At 72.0% G+C, this 18,794-nt stretch carries 17 protein-coding genes; 12 read left to right on the top strand and 5 right to left on the bottom strand.

Features of this window, described 5'->3' with window-relative positions; genetic code table 11:
• Window positions 1-248 precede the first annotated feature (248 nt).
• Entirely contained in the window at window positions 249-1,835 is a 1,587-nt protein-coding gene (locus tag ABZT03_RS33345; RefSeq protein ID WP_356046411.1) for a GMC oxidoreductase, read from the top strand.
• A 13-nt stretch (window positions 1,836-1,848) separates the two neighbouring features.
• On the opposite strand, the gene ABZT03_RS33340 is transcribed toward ABZT03_RS33345, so the two are convergent.
• On the bottom strand, window positions 1,849-3,645 hold the full coding sequence (locus ABZT03_RS33340) for an AMP-dependent synthetase/ligase (RefSeq protein ID WP_356046369.1): 1,797 nt from the start codon (window positions 3,643-3,645) through the stop codon (window positions 1,849-1,851).
• Window positions 3,646-3,940: 295 nt separating this feature from the next.
• Between ABZT03_RS33340 and ABZT03_RS33335 the strand changes: the two genes are divergently transcribed.
• From ABZT03_RS33335 to ABZT03_RS33310, 6 genes are all read left to right on the top strand, one after another.
• On the top strand, window positions 3,941-4,738 hold the full coding sequence (locus ABZT03_RS33335; RefSeq protein WP_356046367.1) for a metallophosphoesterase: 798 nt from the start codon (window positions 3,941-3,943) through the stop codon (window positions 4,736-4,738).
• A 112-nt stretch (window positions 4,739-4,850) separates the two neighbouring features.
• On the top strand, window positions 4,851-5,294 hold the full coding sequence (locus ABZT03_RS33330) for an SRPBCC family protein (protein WP_356046365.1): 444 nt from the start codon (window positions 4,851-4,853) through the stop codon (window positions 5,292-5,294).
• Between the two features lie 90 nt (window positions 5,295-5,384).
• Window positions 5,385-6,554 carry an ArsA-related P-loop ATPase gene (locus tag ABZT03_RS33325; RefSeq protein WP_356046363.1) on the top strand — a complete coding sequence of 390 codons (1,170 nt, stop codon included), beginning with the start codon at window positions 5,385-5,387 and terminating at the stop codon, window positions 6,552-6,554.
• Between the two features lie 57 nt (window positions 6,555-6,611).
• Window positions 6,612-7,106: a DUF5304 domain-containing protein gene (locus ABZT03_RS33320; protein WP_356046361.1), complete on the top strand. Its 495-nt coding sequence runs from the start codon at window positions 6,612-6,614 to the stop codon at window positions 7,104-7,106.
• Between the two features lie 141 nt (window positions 7,107-7,247).
• Complete coding sequence (locus ABZT03_RS33315) at window positions 7,248-8,201, top strand: ROK family glucokinase (RefSeq protein ID WP_356046358.1); 954 nt, start codon at window positions 7,248-7,250, stop codon at window positions 8,199-8,201.
• A gap of 70 nt (window positions 8,202-8,271) precedes the next feature.
• The gene (locus ABZT03_RS33310) at window positions 8,272-9,027 is read left to right on the top strand and encodes an endonuclease/exonuclease/phosphatase family protein (RefSeq protein ID WP_356046356.1); all 756 of its coding nucleotides are present in this window, start codon (window positions 8,272-8,274) and stop codon (window positions 9,025-9,027) included.
• A gap of 497 nt (window positions 9,028-9,524) precedes the next feature.
• On the opposite strand, the gene ABZT03_RS33305 is transcribed toward ABZT03_RS33310, so the two are convergent.
• Window positions 9,525-10,103: a hypothetical protein gene (locus tag ABZT03_RS33305; RefSeq protein WP_356046354.1), complete on the bottom strand. Its 579-nt coding sequence runs from the start codon at window positions 10,101-10,103 to the stop codon at window positions 9,525-9,527.
• The gene (locus ABZT03_RS33300) at window positions 10,096-10,908 is read right to left on the bottom strand and encodes an alpha/beta fold hydrolase (protein ID WP_356046352.1); all 813 of its coding nucleotides are present in this window, start codon (window positions 10,906-10,908) and stop codon (window positions 10,096-10,098) included. The genes ABZT03_RS33305 and ABZT03_RS33300 overlap by 8 nt, the downstream gene beginning before the upstream one ends.
• A gap of 160 nt (window positions 10,909-11,068) precedes the next feature.
• On the opposite strand from ABZT03_RS33300, the gene ABZT03_RS33295 reads away from it, so the two are divergent.
• From ABZT03_RS33295 to ABZT03_RS33280, 4 genes are all read left to right on the top strand, one after another.
• The gene (locus ABZT03_RS33295; RefSeq protein ID WP_356046350.1) at window positions 11,069-11,989 is read left to right on the top strand and encodes a lysophospholipid acyltransferase family protein; all 921 of its coding nucleotides are present in this window, start codon (window positions 11,069-11,071) and stop codon (window positions 11,987-11,989) included.
• 28 nt (window positions 11,990-12,017) lie between these two features.
• Window positions 12,018-13,241 carry a DUF5931 domain-containing protein gene (locus ABZT03_RS33290; protein WP_356046348.1) on the top strand — a complete coding sequence of 408 codons (1,224 nt, stop codon included), beginning with the start codon at window positions 12,018-12,020 and terminating at the stop codon, window positions 13,239-13,241.
• On the top strand, window positions 13,238-13,924 hold the full coding sequence (locus ABZT03_RS33285; RefSeq protein ID WP_356046346.1) for a response regulator transcription factor: 687 nt from the start codon (window positions 13,238-13,240) through the stop codon (window positions 13,922-13,924). The genes ABZT03_RS33290 and ABZT03_RS33285 overlap by 4 nt, the downstream gene beginning before the upstream one ends.
• Before the next feature lie 111 nt (window positions 13,925-14,035).
• Window positions 14,036-15,064 (top strand): 6-phosphofructokinase, encoded by a 1,029-nt coding sequence (locus tag ABZT03_RS33280; RefSeq protein ID WP_356046344.1) that lies wholly within the window; start codon window positions 14,036-14,038, stop codon window positions 15,062-15,064.
• Window positions 15,065-15,123: 59 nt separating this feature from the next.
• On the opposite strand, the gene ABZT03_RS33275 is transcribed toward ABZT03_RS33280, so the two are convergent.
• Window positions 15,124-17,031: an anthranilate synthase family protein gene (locus ABZT03_RS33275; RefSeq protein WP_356046342.1), complete on the bottom strand. Its 1,908-nt coding sequence runs from the start codon at window positions 17,029-17,031 to the stop codon at window positions 15,124-15,126.
• Between the two features lie 135 nt (window positions 17,032-17,166).
• Window positions 17,167-17,223: a trp operon leader peptide gene (locus ABZT03_RS33270; protein WP_356046409.1), complete on the bottom strand. Its 57-nt coding sequence runs from the start codon at window positions 17,221-17,223 to the stop codon at window positions 17,167-17,169.
• 106 nt (window positions 17,224-17,329) lie between these two features.
• Here ABZT03_RS33270 and ABZT03_RS33265 point away from each other — a divergent pair, with 106 nt between their 5' ends.
• Window positions 17,330-18,682: a class II 3-deoxy-7-phosphoheptulonate synthase gene (locus ABZT03_RS33265; protein WP_356046340.1), complete on the top strand. Its 1,353-nt coding sequence runs from the start codon at window positions 17,330-17,332 to the stop codon at window positions 18,680-18,682.
• Window positions 18,683-18,794: the final 112 nt, after the last annotated feature.

Genomic DNA, 18,794 nt, shown 5'->3' with positions numbered 1-18,794 from the left:
CCCCGCGCCCCTGGGGCGCCTGCCAGAGGTGGGCTGTTCGGTGGTTCGGCGGGTGCGGGGCCGTCGTGGCTTGTCGCGCGGTTCCCCGCGCCCCCCAGGGGGCGCCCGCGCCTCGCTCATGGGGAATCCGGGCCTGGTGCGTTGCAAAAGCGGTGCAGGGCCTAGGCGGAACCGGAAAATCCGCACATGCTGCGCGCATGACAGCAAAACTGATGCAGCGTCAGCTGACGAGACGTCACATACTGGGCATGGTCGCCCTCCAGACCGCCGCCGCGGCCGGTCTCACCCGTATCGGGCTCCAGTCCGCCTCGGCGGCCGAACCCGCCGCCGTCGACAACGCCCCCGCGATCGTGATCGGTTCGGGCTACGGCGGGGCGGTAGCCGCCCTCCGCCTCGGCCAGGCCGGCATCCGCACCCTCGTCCTGGAGATGGGCCGGCTGTGGAACACCGCCGGCTCCGACGGAAAGGTCTTCTGCACCACCAGCGCCCCCGACCAGCGGTCCATGTGGTTCCGCACCCGCACCGAGGCACCGCTGGCCACCTTCCTGTGGCTGGACCTCGTCAACCGGGACATCAGCTCGTACCCGGGTGTCCTGGACCGGGTGCACTACGCCGACATGTCCGTGTACGTGGGCCGGGGTGTCGGCGGCGGCTCCCTGGTCAACGGCGGGATGGCCGTCACCCCGCCCCGGTCGTACTTCAGCGAGCAGTTCCCGGGTGTCGACGCCGCCGAGATGTACGGCACGTACTTCCCGCGGGCCCGGGCCATGCTCGGCGTCAACACCGTCGACCCCGCCTGGTTCGAGTCGACGGAGTGGTACAAGTTCACCCGGGTCTCCCGCAAGCACGCCCAGAACGCCGGCCTGAAGACCACCTTCGTGCCCAACGTCTACGACTTCGGGTACATGCAGCGGGAGGCGGCCGGCACCGCCACCAAGTCCGCGCTGGCGGGCGAGGTCATCTACGGCAACAACCACGGCAAACGCAGCCTCGACCAGACGTACCTGGCCTCCGCGCTCGGCACCGGGAACGTCACCATCAACACCATGGAACGGGTCCGGGCGATCCGCCGGGCCGCCGACGGGACGTACGTCCTGACCGCCGACCGGATCGACGCCACCGGGACCGTCGTCCAGACCAAGGAGTACAGCTGCACCTACCTCTTCCTCGGCGGCGGCAGCCTCGGCACCAGCGAACTCCTCGTCCGGGCGCGGGACACGGGCGCGCTGCCCGCCCTCGACGCGAGCGTGGGGGCCGGCTGGGGGACCAACGGCAACGTGATGCTGGGCCGCGCCAACCACCTGTGGGACACCGTCGGCGCCAACCAGTCGACCATGCCGGTCATGGGCATCGACGACTGGGCGAACGCCGACAACCCGGTGTTCGCCGAGATCGCCCCGCTGCCGATGGGCCTGGAGCACTGGGTCAGCCTCTACCTGGCCATCACCAAGAACCCGCAGCGGGCCTCGTTCACGTACGACGCGGCCAGCGGCGGGGTCGAACTGGGCTGGACCGCGGCCCAGAGCGCCGTCTCCGTCGGCATGGCGAAGAAACTGTTCGACCGGATCAACGCGGCGAACGCCACGATCTACCGTTACGACCTGTTCGGTTCGCCCAGCAAGGTGTTCGCGGACGACTTCTGCTACCACCCGCTGGGCGGCTGCGTGCTGGGCAAGGCGACCGACAACTACGGCCGGGTGAAGGGGTATTCGAAGCTGTACGTGACCGACGGCTCACTCGTGCCGGGGTCGATCGGGGTGAACCCGTTCGTCACCATCACCGCGCTCGCGGAACGCACGATGGCGCGGGTCCTCGCCGAGGACACCGCGCCATGAGCCGGAGCTCCGCCTACTTCTGGTAGATCGCCTCGATCTCGTCCGAGTAGTCCTTGGCCACCACGTTGCGCTTGAGCTTCAGGGACGGCGTCAGGTGGCCCGACTCCTCCGTGAACTGGGAGGACAGAATGCGGAACTTCCGCACCGATTCCGCCTTCGACACCGCGGCGTTGCCGTCGTCGACCGCCGACTGGATCGCGGCCAGCAGGTCCGCGTCGGCGTGCAGCGACGCCGCGGTGGAACCCGCCGGCTTGCCGTGCTCGGCGGCCCAGCGGCCCAGGAACTCCTCGTCGACGGTGATCAGCGCGCCGACGAACGGCCGCCCGTCACCGACCACCATGCACTCCGCGACCAACGCGTGCGCCCGGATACGGTCCTCGATCACGGCCGGGGCGACGTTCTTGCCGCCCGCGGTGACGATGATCTCCTTCTTGCGGCCGGTGATCCTGAGGTAGCCGTCCTCGTCGAGGGTGCCGATGTCACCGGTGTGGAACCAGCCGTCGGCCAGCGCCTCCGCGGTGGCCGCCTCGTTGTTCCAGTAGCCCTGGAACAGGTGCTCGCCGTGCAGCAGCACCTCGCCGTCGTCCGCGATCCGCACCACCGAGCCGGGCAGCGGCTGGCCGACCGTGCCGATCTTCTGGCGGTCCCACGGGTTGAAGGCGGTGGCGGCACAGGACTCGGTCAGGCCGTAGCCCTCCAGGACCGTGAAGCCGATGCCGCGGAAGAAGTGGCCGAGGCGCTCGCCGAGCGGGGCGCCGCCGGAGATGGCGTACTCGCCCTTGCCGCCGAGGACCGCGCGCAGCTTGCTGTAGACGAGCTTGTCGAACGTCCGGTGCTTGATCTTCAGGCCGAGGGACGGGCCCGACGGGGTGTCCAGCGCCTTGCTGTAGGCGATCGCGGTGTCGGCCGCCTTGTCGAAGATCTTGCCCTTGCCGTCGGCCTGCGCCTTGGCGCGCGCCGAGTTGTAGACCTTCTCGAAGACGCGCGGCACGCCGAGGATCAACGTCGGCCGGTAGGCGGCCAGTTCGTCGGTGAGGTTCTTGATGTCCGGGACGTTGCCCAGCTTGATCGGCGCCATCATGGGCGCGATCTGCACCAGCCGGCCGAAGACGTGCGCCAGCGGCAGGAAGAGCAGGACCGAACACTCGCCGGTGCGGAACAGCGGCCGCAGGCGTTCCACGATGTTGCCGCACTCGGCGAAGAAGCTGCGGTGGGTGAGCACGCAGCCCTTGGGCCGGCCGGTGGTGCCCGAGGTGTAGACGATGGTCGCCGGGTCGTCGGCCTTGGCGATGGAGCTGCGCTCCTCGACCACGGCGTCGCCGATGTCCTGACCGGCGCGGCCCAGCTCCTCGACGGCACCGGCCTCGATCTGCCAGACGTGCTTGAGAGCGGGCAGCCGGTCGCGCACCGACTCGACGGCGGCCGCGTGCCCGTCCAGCTCGACGACGCAGGCGGTGGCGCCGGAGTCGGAGAGGATCCACTGGACCTGCTCGGGCGAGCTGGTCTCGTACACCGGCACGGTGATCGCGCCCGCGCACCAGATCGCGAAGTCGAGCAGCGTCCACTCGTAGCGGGTGCGGGACATGAGCGCCACCCGGTCACCGGGCTGGACGCCCGAGGCGATGAGCCCCTTGGCGGCGGCGTGCACCTCGGCCAGGAACGCCGTGGCACTCACGTCCTGCCAGACGCCGCCGACCTTGCGGGCGATGACGGCGACATCGGGATGCTGCGCGGCGTTTCTGCGGACGATGTCGGTGAGATTGCCGTCCGAGGGGACCTCGTACAAAGCCGGAAGGCTGAACTCGCGCAAGACTGCTGCTCCTCATAGGGCGCCGGCGCCACGACGTTGTGCGATGCGACGGTGCGGTCCAAGGCTCGGGCAGTACTCAGGAAGTCACTGGTTGAAAACCTGAGCACGACTGGACTGCCCGGACGTTACCCGCCGGTATGGCTTCTTCGACAGGGGGTCCCGACGAGATGTTCGCTGCGTCACACGGATTGCTGTTCCTTGACGCACAGTAGTCCACCCCCTAATTGACTGGCCAGTAACCGCAAGCCCCGTCGCCACTGTTCACGTATGCCGCACACGCCTACTCTTGATCGTCATGGCATCCACACCACCGGGCAGCCGCGGGACACGCGTCCACGTGGTCAGCGACGTCCACGGCAACGCCCGTGACCTGGCCAGAGCCGGTGAGGGCGCCGACGCCCTGATCTGTCTGGGTGACCTCGTCCTCTTCCTGGACTACGCCGACCACTCGCGCGGGATCTTCCCCGACCTGTTCGGCGCCGAGAACGCCCACCGGATCGTCGAGCTGCGCACCGCCCGCCGATTCGAGGAGGCGCGGGAGTTCGGGGCCCGGCTGTGGGCGGGCATCGGCACCGACCGGGCCGCCGCGATCGAGCAGGCGGTGCGCCGGCAGTACGCCGAGCTGTTCGCCGCGTTCCCGACACCGACGTACGCCACCTACGGCAACGTCGACATGCCGCCCCTGTGGAGCGAGTACGTCCGGCCCGGCGTCACCGTGCTGGACGGGGAGCGGGTGGAGATCGGCGGCCGGGTCTTCGGCTTCGTCGGCGGCGGCCTGCGCACCCCGATGCGCACCCCGTACGAGATCGGCGACGAGGAGTACGCCGCGAAGATCGAGGCGGTGGGCGAGGTGGACGTGCTGTGCACCCACATCCCGCCGGAGGTGCCCGAGCTGGTCTACGACACCGTCGCGCGCCGTTTCGAGCGGGGCAGCCGCGCCCTGCTCGACGCGATCCGCCGTACCAGGCCCCGCTACGCGCTGTTCGGCCACGTCCACCAGCCACTGGTCCGGCGGATGCGGATCGGGGCGACCGAGTGCGTCAACGTCGGCCACTTCGCGGGGTCGGGCAAGCCCTGGGCGCTGGAATGGTGAGAGTCCCCTGGTGGGGGTGAACTCGGGCCCTCCGCTGCGCGGTAGCCTTCACGCTGCACACACGTGCGCACGACGACCTGCACACCGGCCCGCATCCGGAGGAGCCACGGCGATGGCGGAACACACCAGCTCGAGCATCACGATCGAGGCGGCACCGGCCGACGTCATGGCGGTGATCGCGGACTTCGCCCGCTATCCCGACTGGACCGGAGAGGTGAAGGAGGCGGAGGTCCTCAAGACCGACGCACAGGGCCGCGCCGAGCAGGTCCGGCTCGTCATGGACGCCGGCGCGATCAAGGACGACCAGACCCTGGGCTACACCTGGACCGGCGAGAACGAGGTCTCCTGGACCCTGGTCAAGTCCCAGATGCTCCGCTCCCTGGACGGCTCGTACCTCCTCAAGCCGGCCGGCAAGGGCGCGACCGAGGTGACGTACCTGCTCACCGTGGACGTCAAGATCCCCATGCTCGGCATGATCAAGCGCAAGGCCGAGAAGGTCATCATCGACCGGGCCCTCGCCGGACTGAAGAAGCGCGTGGAGTCGGGCGAGAAGTAGGGGGCCTCCGACGATCTCCGCGGCGCCGGAGACCCGGAAGCCCCCTGGCCCGACGGTCAGGACCGGCGTACGCGGGTACCGTTCACCATCATGCGCACCATCCTGATCACGGGCCCCGGCGGCGGTGGCCGTACCACCGTCGCGGCCGCCACCGCGCTCGCCGCCGCCCGGGACGGCACCCGCACCCTCGTGCTGAGCGCCGACCGCACCGACACCCTCGGCGCGGCCCTGGACACGGTGACGGGACCGGTCCCCCGGGAGGTCGCACCCCGCCTCACCGCCTGGCGCCCCGACGCGGCCGAGCGGTTCCGCGAGGACCTCACCGCCTTCCAGGCGCGCGCGTCCACCGCCTTCGACCTCCTCGGCGCCTCCCGTCTGGACCCCGAGGAACTCACCCCCCTGCCCGGCGCCGAGGAACTCGCCCTGCTGCGCGCCCTGCGCGACGCGGCCCTCGCCGAGAGCCACGACCTGCTGGTCGTCGACCTGCCGCCCATCCCGCAGGCCCTGGCCCTGCTCGCGCTGCCCGAGGAACTCCGCCGCTACCTGCGCCGCCTGCTGCCGGCCGAGCGCCAGGCGGCCCGCGCGCTGCGCCCGGTCCTCGGCCGGCTCGCCGGCGTCCCCATGCCCGCCGAGTGGCTGTACGAGACGGCCGCGCGCTGGGACCTGGAGCTCGCCGCGGTCGAGGCCGTCGTCGCCGACCGGGACACCGTCGTACGGCTGGTCGCCGAACCCGGCCCGGCCGGCGCCGACTCCGTGCGCGCCGCCACCCTCGCCCTGGCCCTGCGCGGACTGCGCCCCGACGTCCTGGTCGCCGGCCGGGTCCTGCCGGAGGCCGCCGCCGAGGGCTGGCTCGCCGGGCCCGTCGCCCAGCAGCGCAAGGTCCTCGCGGAGTGGCGGGAGTCCTACGACGTACGGCCGGTCGCCCACCTCGGCCACGACCCGCGCGGCGCCGACGACCTCGCCGCGCTCGACGTGCCGGGTGTCGACGGCACGACCTCCACCGTGGAGTGGACGGTCGCCGACCGGCTCGCCGAGGACGGCGTGCTCGTCTGGCACCTGCCCCTGCCCGGCGCGATACGGGACGAGCTGGACCTCGTGCGCCGCGGCGACGAACTCGTCGTCACGGCCGGCCGGTTCCGCCGGATCGTGCCCCTGCCGTCCGCCCTGCGCCGCTGCACGGTCGCCGGGGCCGCACTGCGGGAGGGCGAACTGCGCGTCCGGTTCGCGCCGGATCCCGACCTGTGGCCGCGGACACGATGAACCGGGTACGGCCGTTCGGGTAACGTCGTAGGGACGAACCGTAGTCAGGAGTCCGTCATGAGCGAAGAGCGCCCCACGCCCGACGCCCCCGAGCCGGAGGCCGCCGACGAGCGGCGGGCGGGCGACGACGACGCCTGGGCGACGGCGTGCGCCGAGGATCTCGCGGCGGAGAAGGCCCGCCGTCGCGCGGAGTACGGCCCGCCCCGGGTCTCGGCCGCCGAGGAGCTGCGCAAGCTCGTCGAGACGGTCGCCGACAAACTGTCCGGCGCGCAGTCCCCGCTGCTCGGGGCGGTCGCCGGGCCCGCGGCCCAGCAGGTGGTGCGCCAGGTCGTGCAGCAGGCGAAGAACGCCGTCGAACCCGTCATCGAACGCAACCCGGACGTCTTCGACCACCTCGCCGCCGCCGGCGGCGAACTGCTCGCCGCCTACCGTTCCGCCGTGCAGGCCCAGGAGCAGCGCTGGACCGCGCGCACCGACGACCCGAAGCGGCCCGGCGGCCGCGACGACCGGGACGAGGGCACCGGCCCCGGCGAGCGCATCGACCTCGACTGAGGCACGGAGGGCCGGACTCCGCTCCGGGGCGAAGCGGGGCAGGTGGGGCCCCGTCTGTCCGCCGGGCGGACGACGGGAATCCGACGGCAGGGCCTCGGGTACGGTTGGCCGTAGCGGGGCTCGACCGAAACTGAGGGATTCATGGGACTCACCATCGGCGTCGACATCGGCGGCACGAAGATCGCGGCCGGCGTGGTCGACGAGGAAGGCAACATCCTCTCGACCCACCAGGTGCCCACCCCGGGTACGCCCGAGGGCATCGTGGACGCCATCGCCGCCGCCGTCGAGGGCGCACGTGTGGGGCACGCGATCGTCGGCGTGGGCATCGGTGCCGCCGGCTACGTCAACCGTCAGCGGTCCACGGTCTACTTCGCGCCGAACATCGACTGGCGCCAGGAGCCGCTGAAGGAGAAGGTCGAGGCCCGGGTGGGCCTGCCGGTCGTCGTGGAGAACGACGCCAACGCGGCCGCCTGGGGCGAGTACAAGTTCGGGGCCGGCAAGGGTCACCGCAACGTCATCTGCATCACCCTCGGCACCGGCCTCGGCGGCGGCATCATCATCGGCAACAAGCTGCGCCGCGGGCACTTCGGCGTGGCCGCCGAGTTCGGCCACATCCGCATGGTGCCCGACGGCCTGCTGTGCGGCTGCGGCTCACAGGGCTGCTGGGAGCAGTACGCCTCCGGACGCGCCCTGGTCAGATACGCCAAGCAGCGCGCCAACGCCACCCCCGAGAACGCCGAGATCCTGCTGTCGCTGGGCGACGGCCACCCCGACGGCATCGAGGGCAAGCACATCTCCATGGCCGCCCGGCAGGGCGACCCGGTCGCCGTCGACTCCTACCGGGAGCTGGCCCGCTGGGCCGGCGCCGGCCTGGCCGACCTGGCGTCCCTGTTCGATCCCTCCGCCTTCATCGTCGGCGGCGGCCTCTCCGACGAGGGCGAGCTGGTCCTCGACCCGATCCGCAAGTCCTACAAGCGCTGGCTGGTCGGCGGGAACTGGCGGCCCGTCGCCGACGTGATCGCCGCGCAGCTCGGCAACAAGGCCGGCCTGGTGGGCGCGGCGGACCTGGCCCGGGAGCCCGACCCCGTCATGTAGCGCGTCCGCGTACGACCGTGCCCGTCGAGCCCCGCACCGGGACGGCGGGCATCGTCGTATGTTGATCGCCATGGCGACCAGCATGCAGCTTCCCAACTCCCGCACCGAACCCGACGGTTCGGCCGTCATCCGGGTCCTCAGCTACAACATCCGCTCGATGCGCGACGACACCGGCGCCCTCGCCCGGGTGATCACCGCCTGCGCCCCCGACCTGGTCCTCCTCCAGGAGGCCCCGCTCTTCTTCCGCTGGCGCAAGAAACTGGCCCGGCTCGCGGCGGCCTCCGGGCAGGTGATCCTCTCCGGGGGCGGCACGGCCGCCGGTCCCGCCCTGCTGTGCTCCCTGCGGGCGACCGTCGAGCGGACCGAGGACGTGCTGCTGCCGCTCACCCCGGGCCTGCACCGGCGGGGCCTCGCGACCGCGGTCGTACGGTTCGGCGGGGTCCGGCTCGGCGTGCTCAGCTGCCACCTGAGCCTGCAGAAGGACGAGCGCCGCGAGCAGGGCGCCATGCTCCTCGACCGGCTGGCCGGGATGGGCGTACGGCACGCGGTCGCGGGCGGCGACCTCAACGAACGCCCCGACGGGCCGACGTTCCGGAGCCTCGCGGGAAGCCTCCAGGACTGCTGGGCGGTCGCTCCCCGGGGCGGCGAACACACCTGGACGCGGGACGAGCCGCACCGGCGCATCGACGCGATCTTCGCCACGAAGGACGTCGAGGTGCTCGGCTGCGGGGTACCGCTGGGACATCCCGGCGTGACGGAACGCGACCTGCGCACGGCCACGGACCACCTGCCGGTCCTGGCGGCCCTCAGGATTCCGGCCGCGTAGGCGCTGCGGGTGTCCCCGGCGGACGCCCACCGGTCGCGGGACGGTGGGTCGTGCGGCCGGATCCCCCCGCCGGCCGCCGCGGGAGGGCCGGCCGCGGCGACGTGATCCCCCGCTCGTCGTCGTGGGACGGTCCGCTGCCGTGGTCGAACGCGCCGCCCGCTTCGTCGTGGGACGGTCCGCTGCCTCTGCCTCTGCCTCTGCCTCTGCCTTGGTCGGACGGGCCGCCGCCCGGCCGACGTGGGGCACGCCGCCCGTGCGGCCGGACGCCCCACCCGTCGCGGGGCCCGTCGCCTGACCGTCCGTCGCTAGTTCCGTGACCGGAGAGGTTCACCGGCTCGCGACGCCCGGCACGGCACTCCCCCAGCCTTCGGCCGGGGGTACCCCCACGCCGCGTTGTCGCATCACCCGAGTACATCCAGTACGCGGGCGATGCTCCACCTTGCGATGCACCGCACCGGACGCCGCGAGCTTCCCGGCAAACCCTTCCGGTCACGTCACTAGACCACCGCGCCCCGGCCCGGGTCGTCGCCGTCCTCGTCGTCCGGTTTCATCCGGACGACCAGCGTGGCGAAGCCGCCCAGGAAGCCGCCGATGCCGACCGTGGTCAGCCACCAGGTCATCTCCCAGCCGAGCAGGACCGCGAGGAGCAGCAGGACCGGTCCGCCGAGCACCCCCAGCCAGGCGAACTTCGCCGTCGGGTCGGCGGCCGGCAGCGGAGGCGGCTCCGGCGGCACGAAGTGCCCCTCGTCGTCGTCCCCTTCGTCCCCGTCGTCCCGCTCCCCGGTGCTCTCCGAAGCCGGCTCGGACGGGCCGTGGTCGCGTGGGCCCACGCCGGGCGCGAAGGAGACGGAACTGCCGAGCGGACCCGCGGGCTTCTCCTCCCGCGGCTTCTCGTCGTTGGTCTCCGGTTCCAGCAGTGCCAGGTCCTCGACGGACTTGAAGGGCTTGACGCCCGGCGGGTCCGGCGGCTCGTCGCCGTAGCCCTCCACGATCGCCGCCCACGCGGCCGCCTCGTCGAAGGGGACGCCCTTCTCGTCCGGCTCGCGGTCCTCGCGGTCGGAGTCGCTCTCAGCCACCTGCGGCCGTCCCTTCCTGCCTGCGTACCTGACCCGCGCCGGACGCCTCCTTGCCGGCACCGGGTGCGAGCCGGTCGATGAACGCGAAGCTCTCCTCGAAGATCCGGTCCGCGTCATGGTCCAACGTCGCGACGTGGTAGCTCTGTTCCAGCAGGATCTCCGTCACGTCCGTCGAGGAGACCCGGCCGAGGATCCGGGCCGAGTCGGACGGCGGCACCACGTGGTCCTGCGGACTGCGCAGCAGCAGCAGCGGCTGGGTGACCCGCGGCAGTTCGCCGTCGAGCAGCCGCAGGAAGGCCCGCAGCGAGTACGCCGCGTGCAGCGGCACCCGGTCGTACCCCAGCTCGGTGGAGCCCTCCTTCGCGATGTCGCTCGCGATGCCCTTCGTCGAGGGCACCAGGTGGCGGACCACCGGAAGGGCGTGCGCGGCGAGGCCGTGCACCTGGTGGGCGGGGTTGACGGCGACGACACCGGCGACCTCGGACCCGTGCCGGGCGGCGAGCCGCAGCGCGAGCGCGGCACCCATCGACAGGCCGGCCACGAACACCTTCTCGCAGCGCTCGCCGAGGGCGCGCAGTTCGCGGTCCACCTCCGCGTACCAGTCCTGCCAGCCGGTGAGCTGCATGTCCTGCCAGCGGGTGCCGTGCCCGGGCAGCAGGGGGAGCGAGACGGTCAGGCCGCGGGCGGCGAGGTGCTGCGCCCAGGGGCGCAGGGACTGGGGGGAACCGGTGAAACCGTGACAGAGGAGGACGCCTGCGGCCCCGCCCTCGTGGCGGAACGGCTCGGCTCCGGAGAGGACCGGCACCTTCGGGTCTCCTGTCCGTCAAGGGGCGTGAACAAGTCCAGGTGAGGTTCACGGTACGCGACCGCACTGACACCGACCAGGGTCGTCGGGTTCTTTGACAGTGCGCCGGGTTAAGGTCTCACCGACAGACACAGGAGGCATTCGGTTGTTGTACGGCGCGATGAAGGTATCCATCGGAGGGCCGCTGAAGCTCGCCTTCAGGCCCTGGGTGGAGGGCCTGGAGAACGTACCGGCCGAGGGGCCCGCGATCCTGGCGAGCAACCACCTCTCCTTCTCCGACTCGTTCTTCCTGCCCGCGGTCCTCGACCGCAAGGTCACGTTCATCGCGAAGGCCGAGTACTTCACCACGCCCGGAGTGAAGGGCCGGCTGACGGCCGCCTTCTTCAAGGGCGTCGGCCAGCTCCCGGTGGACCGCTCCGGCGCGCGCGGCGCGGGCGAGGCCGCGATCAGGAGTGGCCTGGACGTGCTGGAGCGCGGTGAGCTGTTCGGGATCTACCCGGAGGGCACACGCTCGCCGGACGGACGGCTCTACCGCGGCAAGCCGGGCGGCCTCGCGCGCGTGGCGCTGGCCAGCGGCGCGCCCGTCATCCCGGTCGCCATGATCGACACGGAGAAGATCCAGCCGCCGGGGAAGGTCATGCCGAAGCTGATGCGGCCGGGCATCCGCATCGGCAGGCCGCTGGACTTCAGCCGCTACCAGGGCATGGAACACGACCGTTTCGTGCTCCGGGCGGTGACCGACGAAGTCATGTACGAGATCATGAAGCTCTCCGGCCAGGAGTACGTCGACATCTACGCGACCGCCGCCAAGCGGCGGATCGCGGACGCGGCGAAGGCCGAGAAGGAAGCGGAGAAGGCGGCCAAGGCCGCCCTCGCGCAGGCGCAGAAGGACGCGCAGGCGCAGAAGGACGCGCAGGCACAGCTCGACGCACCGCGGCCGCGGGCACGGGCGGACACGCGGCCCGACGCACCGCAGGCGGAGCAGGACGCACCACGGGCACAGCAGGACACGGCGAGGCACGACCCCGCGGCCCGGGACCGGGTACAGCGGGGACAGACGGAGACGGACGGCGCGCCCTAGGCGCGTCCGGGGGCCGGGGGTGGGGGAGTTGGCCGAGCGCGAGCGGGTCATGCGTATGTCGGTGGAGCAGCCGATGTGGCGTGCGCTCAGCGGGTACAGGGTGCTCACGATGCTGTACGCGGTGGGCCTGTTCGCCACCGCCTACGACACGTTCACCCGCCCCTGGATCGCCGTCGCGTACTACTGCGTCCTGTTCGTCTGGACCCTGGCCACCCTCCCCAGGGTCGCGGGCGAGGCGCACTGCACGAAGCCGTTCCTGGCCGTCGACCTGACCATCGCCCTCACCGGCATCCTGCTCACGCCCCTCGCCGACACGCACGCGCGGATCGTGAGCGGCGGACCCACCCTGCCGTCGATATGGACGGCGGGCTCGGTGCTGGCCTTCGCGGTCAAGGGCGGCTGGCGCTGGGCGGCGTTCGCCTCCACGGCCGTGGCCCTCGCCAACCTGATCGAGCGGGGCGCCCCCGCGCGCGACACCGTCCACAACGTGATCCTGGTCTGGGTCGCGTCCATCGCCATCGGGTACGTCGTCGAGGTGGCCCGCGCCTCCGAGCGCACCCTGGCCCGCGCCCTGGAGATCGAGGCGGCCACCCGTGAGAGGGAGCGGCTGGCCCGCGACATCCACGACGGCGTCCTCCAGGTGCTGGCCATGGTGCAGCGGCGCGGGGTCGTCCTCGGTGGGGAGGCGGCGGAGCTGGGCCGGATGGCCGGCGAGCAGGAGGTCGCCCTGCGCACCCTGGTCTCCGGCGGGCTGGTCCCCCTCTCCCGCGTGTCGCGGGACCCGGCCCTCGGAGCGGTCGTACGGACCGTGGAGGAGCCCGACGACGACGGGCCGCTCGACCTGCGCCTGCTGCTCGCCCCGTACGCCGCCGCCCGGGTCAGCCTCGCCGAGCCCGGCGCTCCCGTGCCGTTGCCGCCGGCCGCCGCGCGGGAGCTGGCGGCGGCGGTCGGCGCCGCCCTGGACAACGTCCGGGCGCACGCCGGGGAGCAGGCGCGCGCGTGGATCCTCGTCGAGGACGAGCCGGACTCGGTCGTCGTGACCGTACGCGACGACGGACCCGGCATCCCGGAGGGGCGGCTGGCGCAGGCCGAGGGCGAGGGACGGCTCGGCGTGGCCCTGTCGATCCGGGGCCGGCTGCGTGACCTCGGCGGCAGCGCCGAGCTGATCTCGGTGCCGGGCCAGGGCACGGAGGTCGAACTGACGGTACCGAAGGACACCGAGGTGTCACGGGGGAAGGCGGAGCAGAGATGACGGACACCGGGAGCGAAGAGGCCCCCATCAGGGTGATGGTGGTCGACGACCACCCGATGTGGCGGGACGCCGTCGCGCGCGACCTGGCCGCGTCCGGGTTCCAGGTGGTCGCCACCGCCGGCGACGGCGAGCAGGCGGTGCGCCGCGCCCGGGCCGCCGCGCCCGACGTCCTCGTGCTCGACCTCAACCTGCCGGCCAAGCCCGGCGTCCAGGTGTGCAAGGAACTCGTCGGCGCCGACCCGGCTCTGCGGGTCCTGGTGCTGTCGGCGAGCGGGGAGCACGCGGACGTCCTGGAGGCGGTGAAGTCGGGCGCCACCGGCTACCTGCTGAAGTCGGCCTCGACGGAGGAACTGGTCGACGCGGTGCGCCGTACGGCCGTGGGGGACCCCGTCTTCACCCCGGGCCTCGCCGGACTGGTGCTGGGCGAGTACCGGCGGCTCGCCTCCGAGCCCGCGCCCGCGCCGGACACCGACCAGCCGGGGGCGCCGCAGCTCACCGACCGGGAGACGGAGGTGCTGCGGCTGGTGGCGAAGGGCCTGAGCTACAAGCAGATCGCGGAACGCCTGGTCATCTCCCACCGCACGGTCCAGAACCATGTGCAGAACACCCTCGGGAAGCTGCAGCTGCACAACCGCGTGGAGCTCGTCCGGTACGCCATCGAGCGGGGACTCGACGACGCGTAGCCGGCGGCTGTCCGGCCATTCACCGTAATTGCGCGGTCCCGCCCATCCCTGTGTGACCTGGATCACTACTAGCGTGACTCCTACAGGCAACCGCAGCGAAGGGACATTTTCATGCGGGTAGGAGTACTGACCGGAGGCGGCGACTGCCCCGGGCTCAACGCCGTCATCCGGGCCGTCGTCCGCAAGGGCGTGCAGGAGTACGGCTACGACTTCGTCGGCTTCCGGGACGGCTGGCGCGGTCCACTCGAGGCAGACACCGTCCGCCTCGACATCCCGGCGGTGCGCGGCATCCTGCCGCGCGGCGGCACCATCATCGGCTCCTCACGCACGAACCCGCTCAAGCACGAGAACGGCATCCGCCGGATCAAGGACAACCTCTCCAAGCTGGAGGTCGACGCGCTCATCGTGATCGGCGGCGAGGACACCCTGGGTGTCGCCACCCGTCTGACCGACGAGCACGACGTGCCCTGCGTCGGCGTCCCGAAGACCATCGACAACGACCTGTCCGGCACCGACTACACCTTCGGCTTCGACACCGCCGTCAACATCGCCACCGAGGCGATCGACCGCCTGCACACCACCGCCGAGTCCCACATGCGGGTCCTGGTGTGCGAGGTGATGGGCCGTCACACGGGCTGGATCGCCATCCACTCGGGCCTGGCCGGCGGCGCGAACGTCATCCTCATCCCCGAGCAGCGCTTCGACGTGCAGAAGGTGTGCGACTGGGTGACCTCGCGCTTCAAGGCGTCGTACGCGCCGATCGTCGTCGTCGCGGAGGGCGCCATGCCCAGGGACGGCGACCTGGTGCTCAAGGACCAGTCACTGGACTCCTTCGGACACGTACGGCTGTCCGGAGTGGGCGAGTGGCTGGCGAAGGAGATCGAGCGGCGCACCGGCAAGGAGGCCCGCACCACCGTCCTCGGTCACGTCCAGCGCGGCGGCACCCCCAGCGCGTTCGACCGCTGGCTCGCCACCCGCTTCGGCCTGCACGCCATCGAGGCCGTCCGCGACGGCGACTTCGGCAAGATGGTCGCCCTGCGCGGCACGGAGATCGTCCGCGTCCCCATCGCGGAGGCGACGGCCGAGCTGAAGACGGTGAACCCGGAACTGTACGACGAGGTCGGCGTCTTCTTCGGCTGACCGGCCCCCCGCCCCCGGGTCATGGGCCGTGCGAGCGGCCCATGACCCCCTGCCCGGCCCTATCCGGCGGACCGCCGCGGGGCGAGCGCCTCGATGGCGCACAGCCCGGCGACCAGCTCCCGCACGATCGCGGTGCCGTGCAGCGTGAGCACCGACTCCGGATGGAACTGCACCCCGGCGAACCCGGGCCCGCGCAGCGCGTGCACCTCGCCGCCCGCGTCACGGGCGACCTCCACCCCGTGCGCGGCCAGCTCCGCCGCCGCCCCCTCGTCGCACCGCGCGACGAAACTGTTGTAGAAGCCGACGGTCTCCCCGCGCCCGAACAGATCGATCTCCGTCTGCGCGCCCTGGTACGGAATCTCCTTCCGTACGATCTCCAGGCCCAGCTCCGCCGCGATCAGCTCGTGCCCCAGGCACACACCGAGGACCCCGTGCGCGTGGCCGCGGATCACCTCGCCGGTCAGCGCGCGCAGGAACCGCATCTTCGGGTCGGCCGTGTCGGACGGGTCCCCGGGGCCGGGTCCGAGGACCACCGGTCCCGGGTGCGCGAGCGCCGCCTCCCGCAGCCCCGGCTCGTCGTAGCGCCGCACGGTCACCTCCAGCCCGCTCGACCGCAGGACGTGGGCGAGCATCGCCGTGAAGGTGTCCTCCCCGTCCACGACCAGCGCGTGCCCCGTCAGGGCGTCCGACCGCTCCTGCATCCGCAGCCAGAACGGCGCGAGCCAGGCCCGGCGCCCGTCGAGCGCGGCCCGCACCCGCGGATCGTCGGCCAGCCGCGGCCGTACGCCCTCCTCGCGCGGCCGCTGCGGCCGGACGCCGAGCGCCGCCAGCACCCCCGCCGCCTTGGCGTGCGTCTCGGCCACCTCCGCCGCCGGGTCGGAACCCCGCACGAGCGTGGCGCCGACCGGCACCCGCAGACGTCCGTCCGCGTCGATGTCGGCGGTACGGATGAGGATCGGTGAGTCGAGCGTCTGCGCGGCCCCCTCCACGCCGTCGGCCTGCCGCCCGATCAGCGCGAGCGCGCCCGCGTAGTACCCGCGCCCGGCACCGTCCGGCCCGACGGGCTCGTGCCGCTCGATGACCCGGCAGGCGTTCTGCACGGGGGAGCCGGTGACGGTGGCGGCGAACATGGTCTCCTTCAGCACCTCGCGCACGTCCAGCGAGGACCGGCCCCGCAGCTCGTACTCGGTGTGCGCGAGGTGGGCCATCTCCTTCAGCCGCGGCCCCACCACGACCCCGCCCCGGTCGCCGACCGTGCACATCATCTTCAGTTCCTCGTCGACGACCATGGAAAGCTCCTCGATCTCCTTGCCGTCACCGAGGAACTCCAGGAGGTGCTCGGGCGTCGGCCCGCCCGCCGGATAGCGGTACGTCCCGCTGATCGGGTTCATCACGACGGTCCCGCCGGACATCCGGACGTGCACCTCGGGGCTCGCGCCGACCAGCGTCCGCTCGCCGGTGTGCACCACGAAGGTCCAGTACGCGCCCCGCTCACCCACCAGCAGCCGCCGGAACAGCGCCAGCGCGTCGGCGCGTCCGAACCCGGCGATCCGGCCCTCGTAGGTCCGCCGGATCACGAAGTTCGCGCCCTCGCCCCGCCCGATCTCCTCCCGCAGCACGCGGCCCACGATCCGCGCGTACTCCTCGTCCGGCACGTCGAAACCGCCGTCCTCGACCCGCACGTCATGGGCCGGCAGCCCGGCGAGGGCCTCGGCGAGCGGGAAGGCGTACCGCTCCTCGGGCGTCAGCGCCAGCAGCGGGGTGCCGTCGTCGCGGACGTCGAAGCCGCGCTCACGGATCTGCCGGAAGGGCACGAGGGCCAGGCACTCGTCGGGAAGGTCGGCGAGCCGGTCGCAGGCGGTGACCGGGCCGAGCAGGAGCTCGACCAGATCGTGGTCGTGACCGGGGGCGCGGCGGCGCAGCAGGGCGAACGGGCGGTCGTCGGCGAGGAGACCTGTCAGGTCCATCGTTCCTCTTCCCTCGTGATCGTGAGTGATCGGCGTGATCGATCGGGGAGGGACGGCCCGGTCCGGGAAAAGAGGTCCCGGACACACCGAAGGCCGCCCCTCGGGCGGCCTTCGCGAAGTCGTGCGTACGCGCAGTCAGTGGGCCGCCGGAGGGACGGTCCACCACCAGTTCTGGGTCGAGTGCGCGAACATGGCAGGGAGATTACCCCATACCCGCGGTGTCGAAGGTGAGCGCGGCACCGTCTCACCTGTCGAGCCGGGAGAAAACGACCCGACACGACCCCGTAATGTTGAGGGCGTGACCGTGAACGCTAAGACCAGCGCCAGCGCTGGCAACACCTGGCGAGACCTGCCCGCGGCGCAGCAGCCCGAGTACCCCGACACCGAGGCTCTGCGCGCAGTGATCGCGGACCTCGAGTCGTATCCGCCGCTCGTCTTCGCGGGCGAGTGCGACCAGCTGCGCGCCCGGTTGGCGGCCGTCGCCAAGGGAGAGGCGTTCCTGCTCCAGGGCGGCGACTGCGCCGAGGCCTTCGACGCCGTGTCCGCCGACCACATCCGCAACAAGCTCAAGACGCTGCTGCAGATGGGGGCCGTGCTGACGTACGCCGGCTCGGTGCCGGTGGTGAAGGTCGGCCGGATCGCCGGGCAGTACTCCAAGCCGCGCTCGAAGAACACCGAGACGCGGGACGGCGTGACCCTGCCGACCTACCGCGGCGACTCGGTCAACGGCTTCGACTTCAACGAGACGGCCCGCGTCCCGGACCCCGAGCGCCTGAAGCGGATGTACAACGCCTCCGCCTCCACGCTCAACCTGGTGCGCGCCTTCACCACCGGCGGCTACGCCGACCTGCGCCAGGTGCACGCCTGGAACCAGGACTTCGTGAGGTCCTCACCGTCCGGTCAGCGCTACGAGCAGCTCGCCCGTGAGATCGACCAGGCGCTGAACTTCATGCACGCCTGCGGGGCCGACCCGGAGGAGTTCAAGACCGTCGAGTTCTACGCCTCCCACGAGGCGCTGCTCCTGGACTACGAGTCGGCGCTGACCAGGGTCGACTCGCGCACCGGCAAGCTGTACGACGTGTCGGGCCACATGGTGTGGATCGGTGAGCGCACCCGCCAGCTGGACGGCGCGCACATCGAGTTCGCCTCGCGGATCAGCAACCCGGTCGGCATCAAGCTGGGCCCGACGACCACGGCCGAGGAGGCGCTGCAGTACATCGAGCGTCTCGACCCGGAGCGCGAGCCGGGCCGGCTGACGTTCATCGTGCGGATGGGCGCGGACAAGGTCCGCGACAAGCTGCCCGAGCTGGTGGAGAAGGTCACCGCCTCCGGCGCCACGGTGGCCTGGATCACCGACCCGATGCACGGCAACACCTTCGAGGCGGCCTCCGGTCACAAGACCCGCCGTTTCGACGACGTGCTGGACGAGGTCAAGGGCTTCTTCGAGGTCCACAAGGGCCTCGGCACCCACCCGGGCGGCATCCACGTGGAGCTGACCGGTGACGACGTCACCGAGTGCGTGGGCGGCGGCGACGAGATCTTCGTCGACGACCTGCACCAGCGCTACGAGACCGCCTGCGACCCGCGCCTGAACCGCAGCCAGTCCCTGGACCTGGCGTTCCTCGTGGCGGAGATGTACCGGGACCAGTGACCGGGGCACCTGCCACACCGGCGTGAAGTGGGGGGCGGGGAACCAAACAACCCCCCCCCCACCCCCAAAATAGGGGCCAGTACGCCCCCAAAAGTTTTTTTTTATAGGTAAT

This window comes from Streptomyces sp. NPDC005574, from assembly GCF_040605435.1.
In the GTDB taxonomy this organism is placed as follows: domain Bacteria; phylum Actinomycetota; class Actinomycetes; order Streptomycetales; family Streptomycetaceae; genus Streptomyces.
Note: the sequence above shows the minus strand (reverse complement) of the source record. Positions and strands in the feature narration are given on the sequence as shown.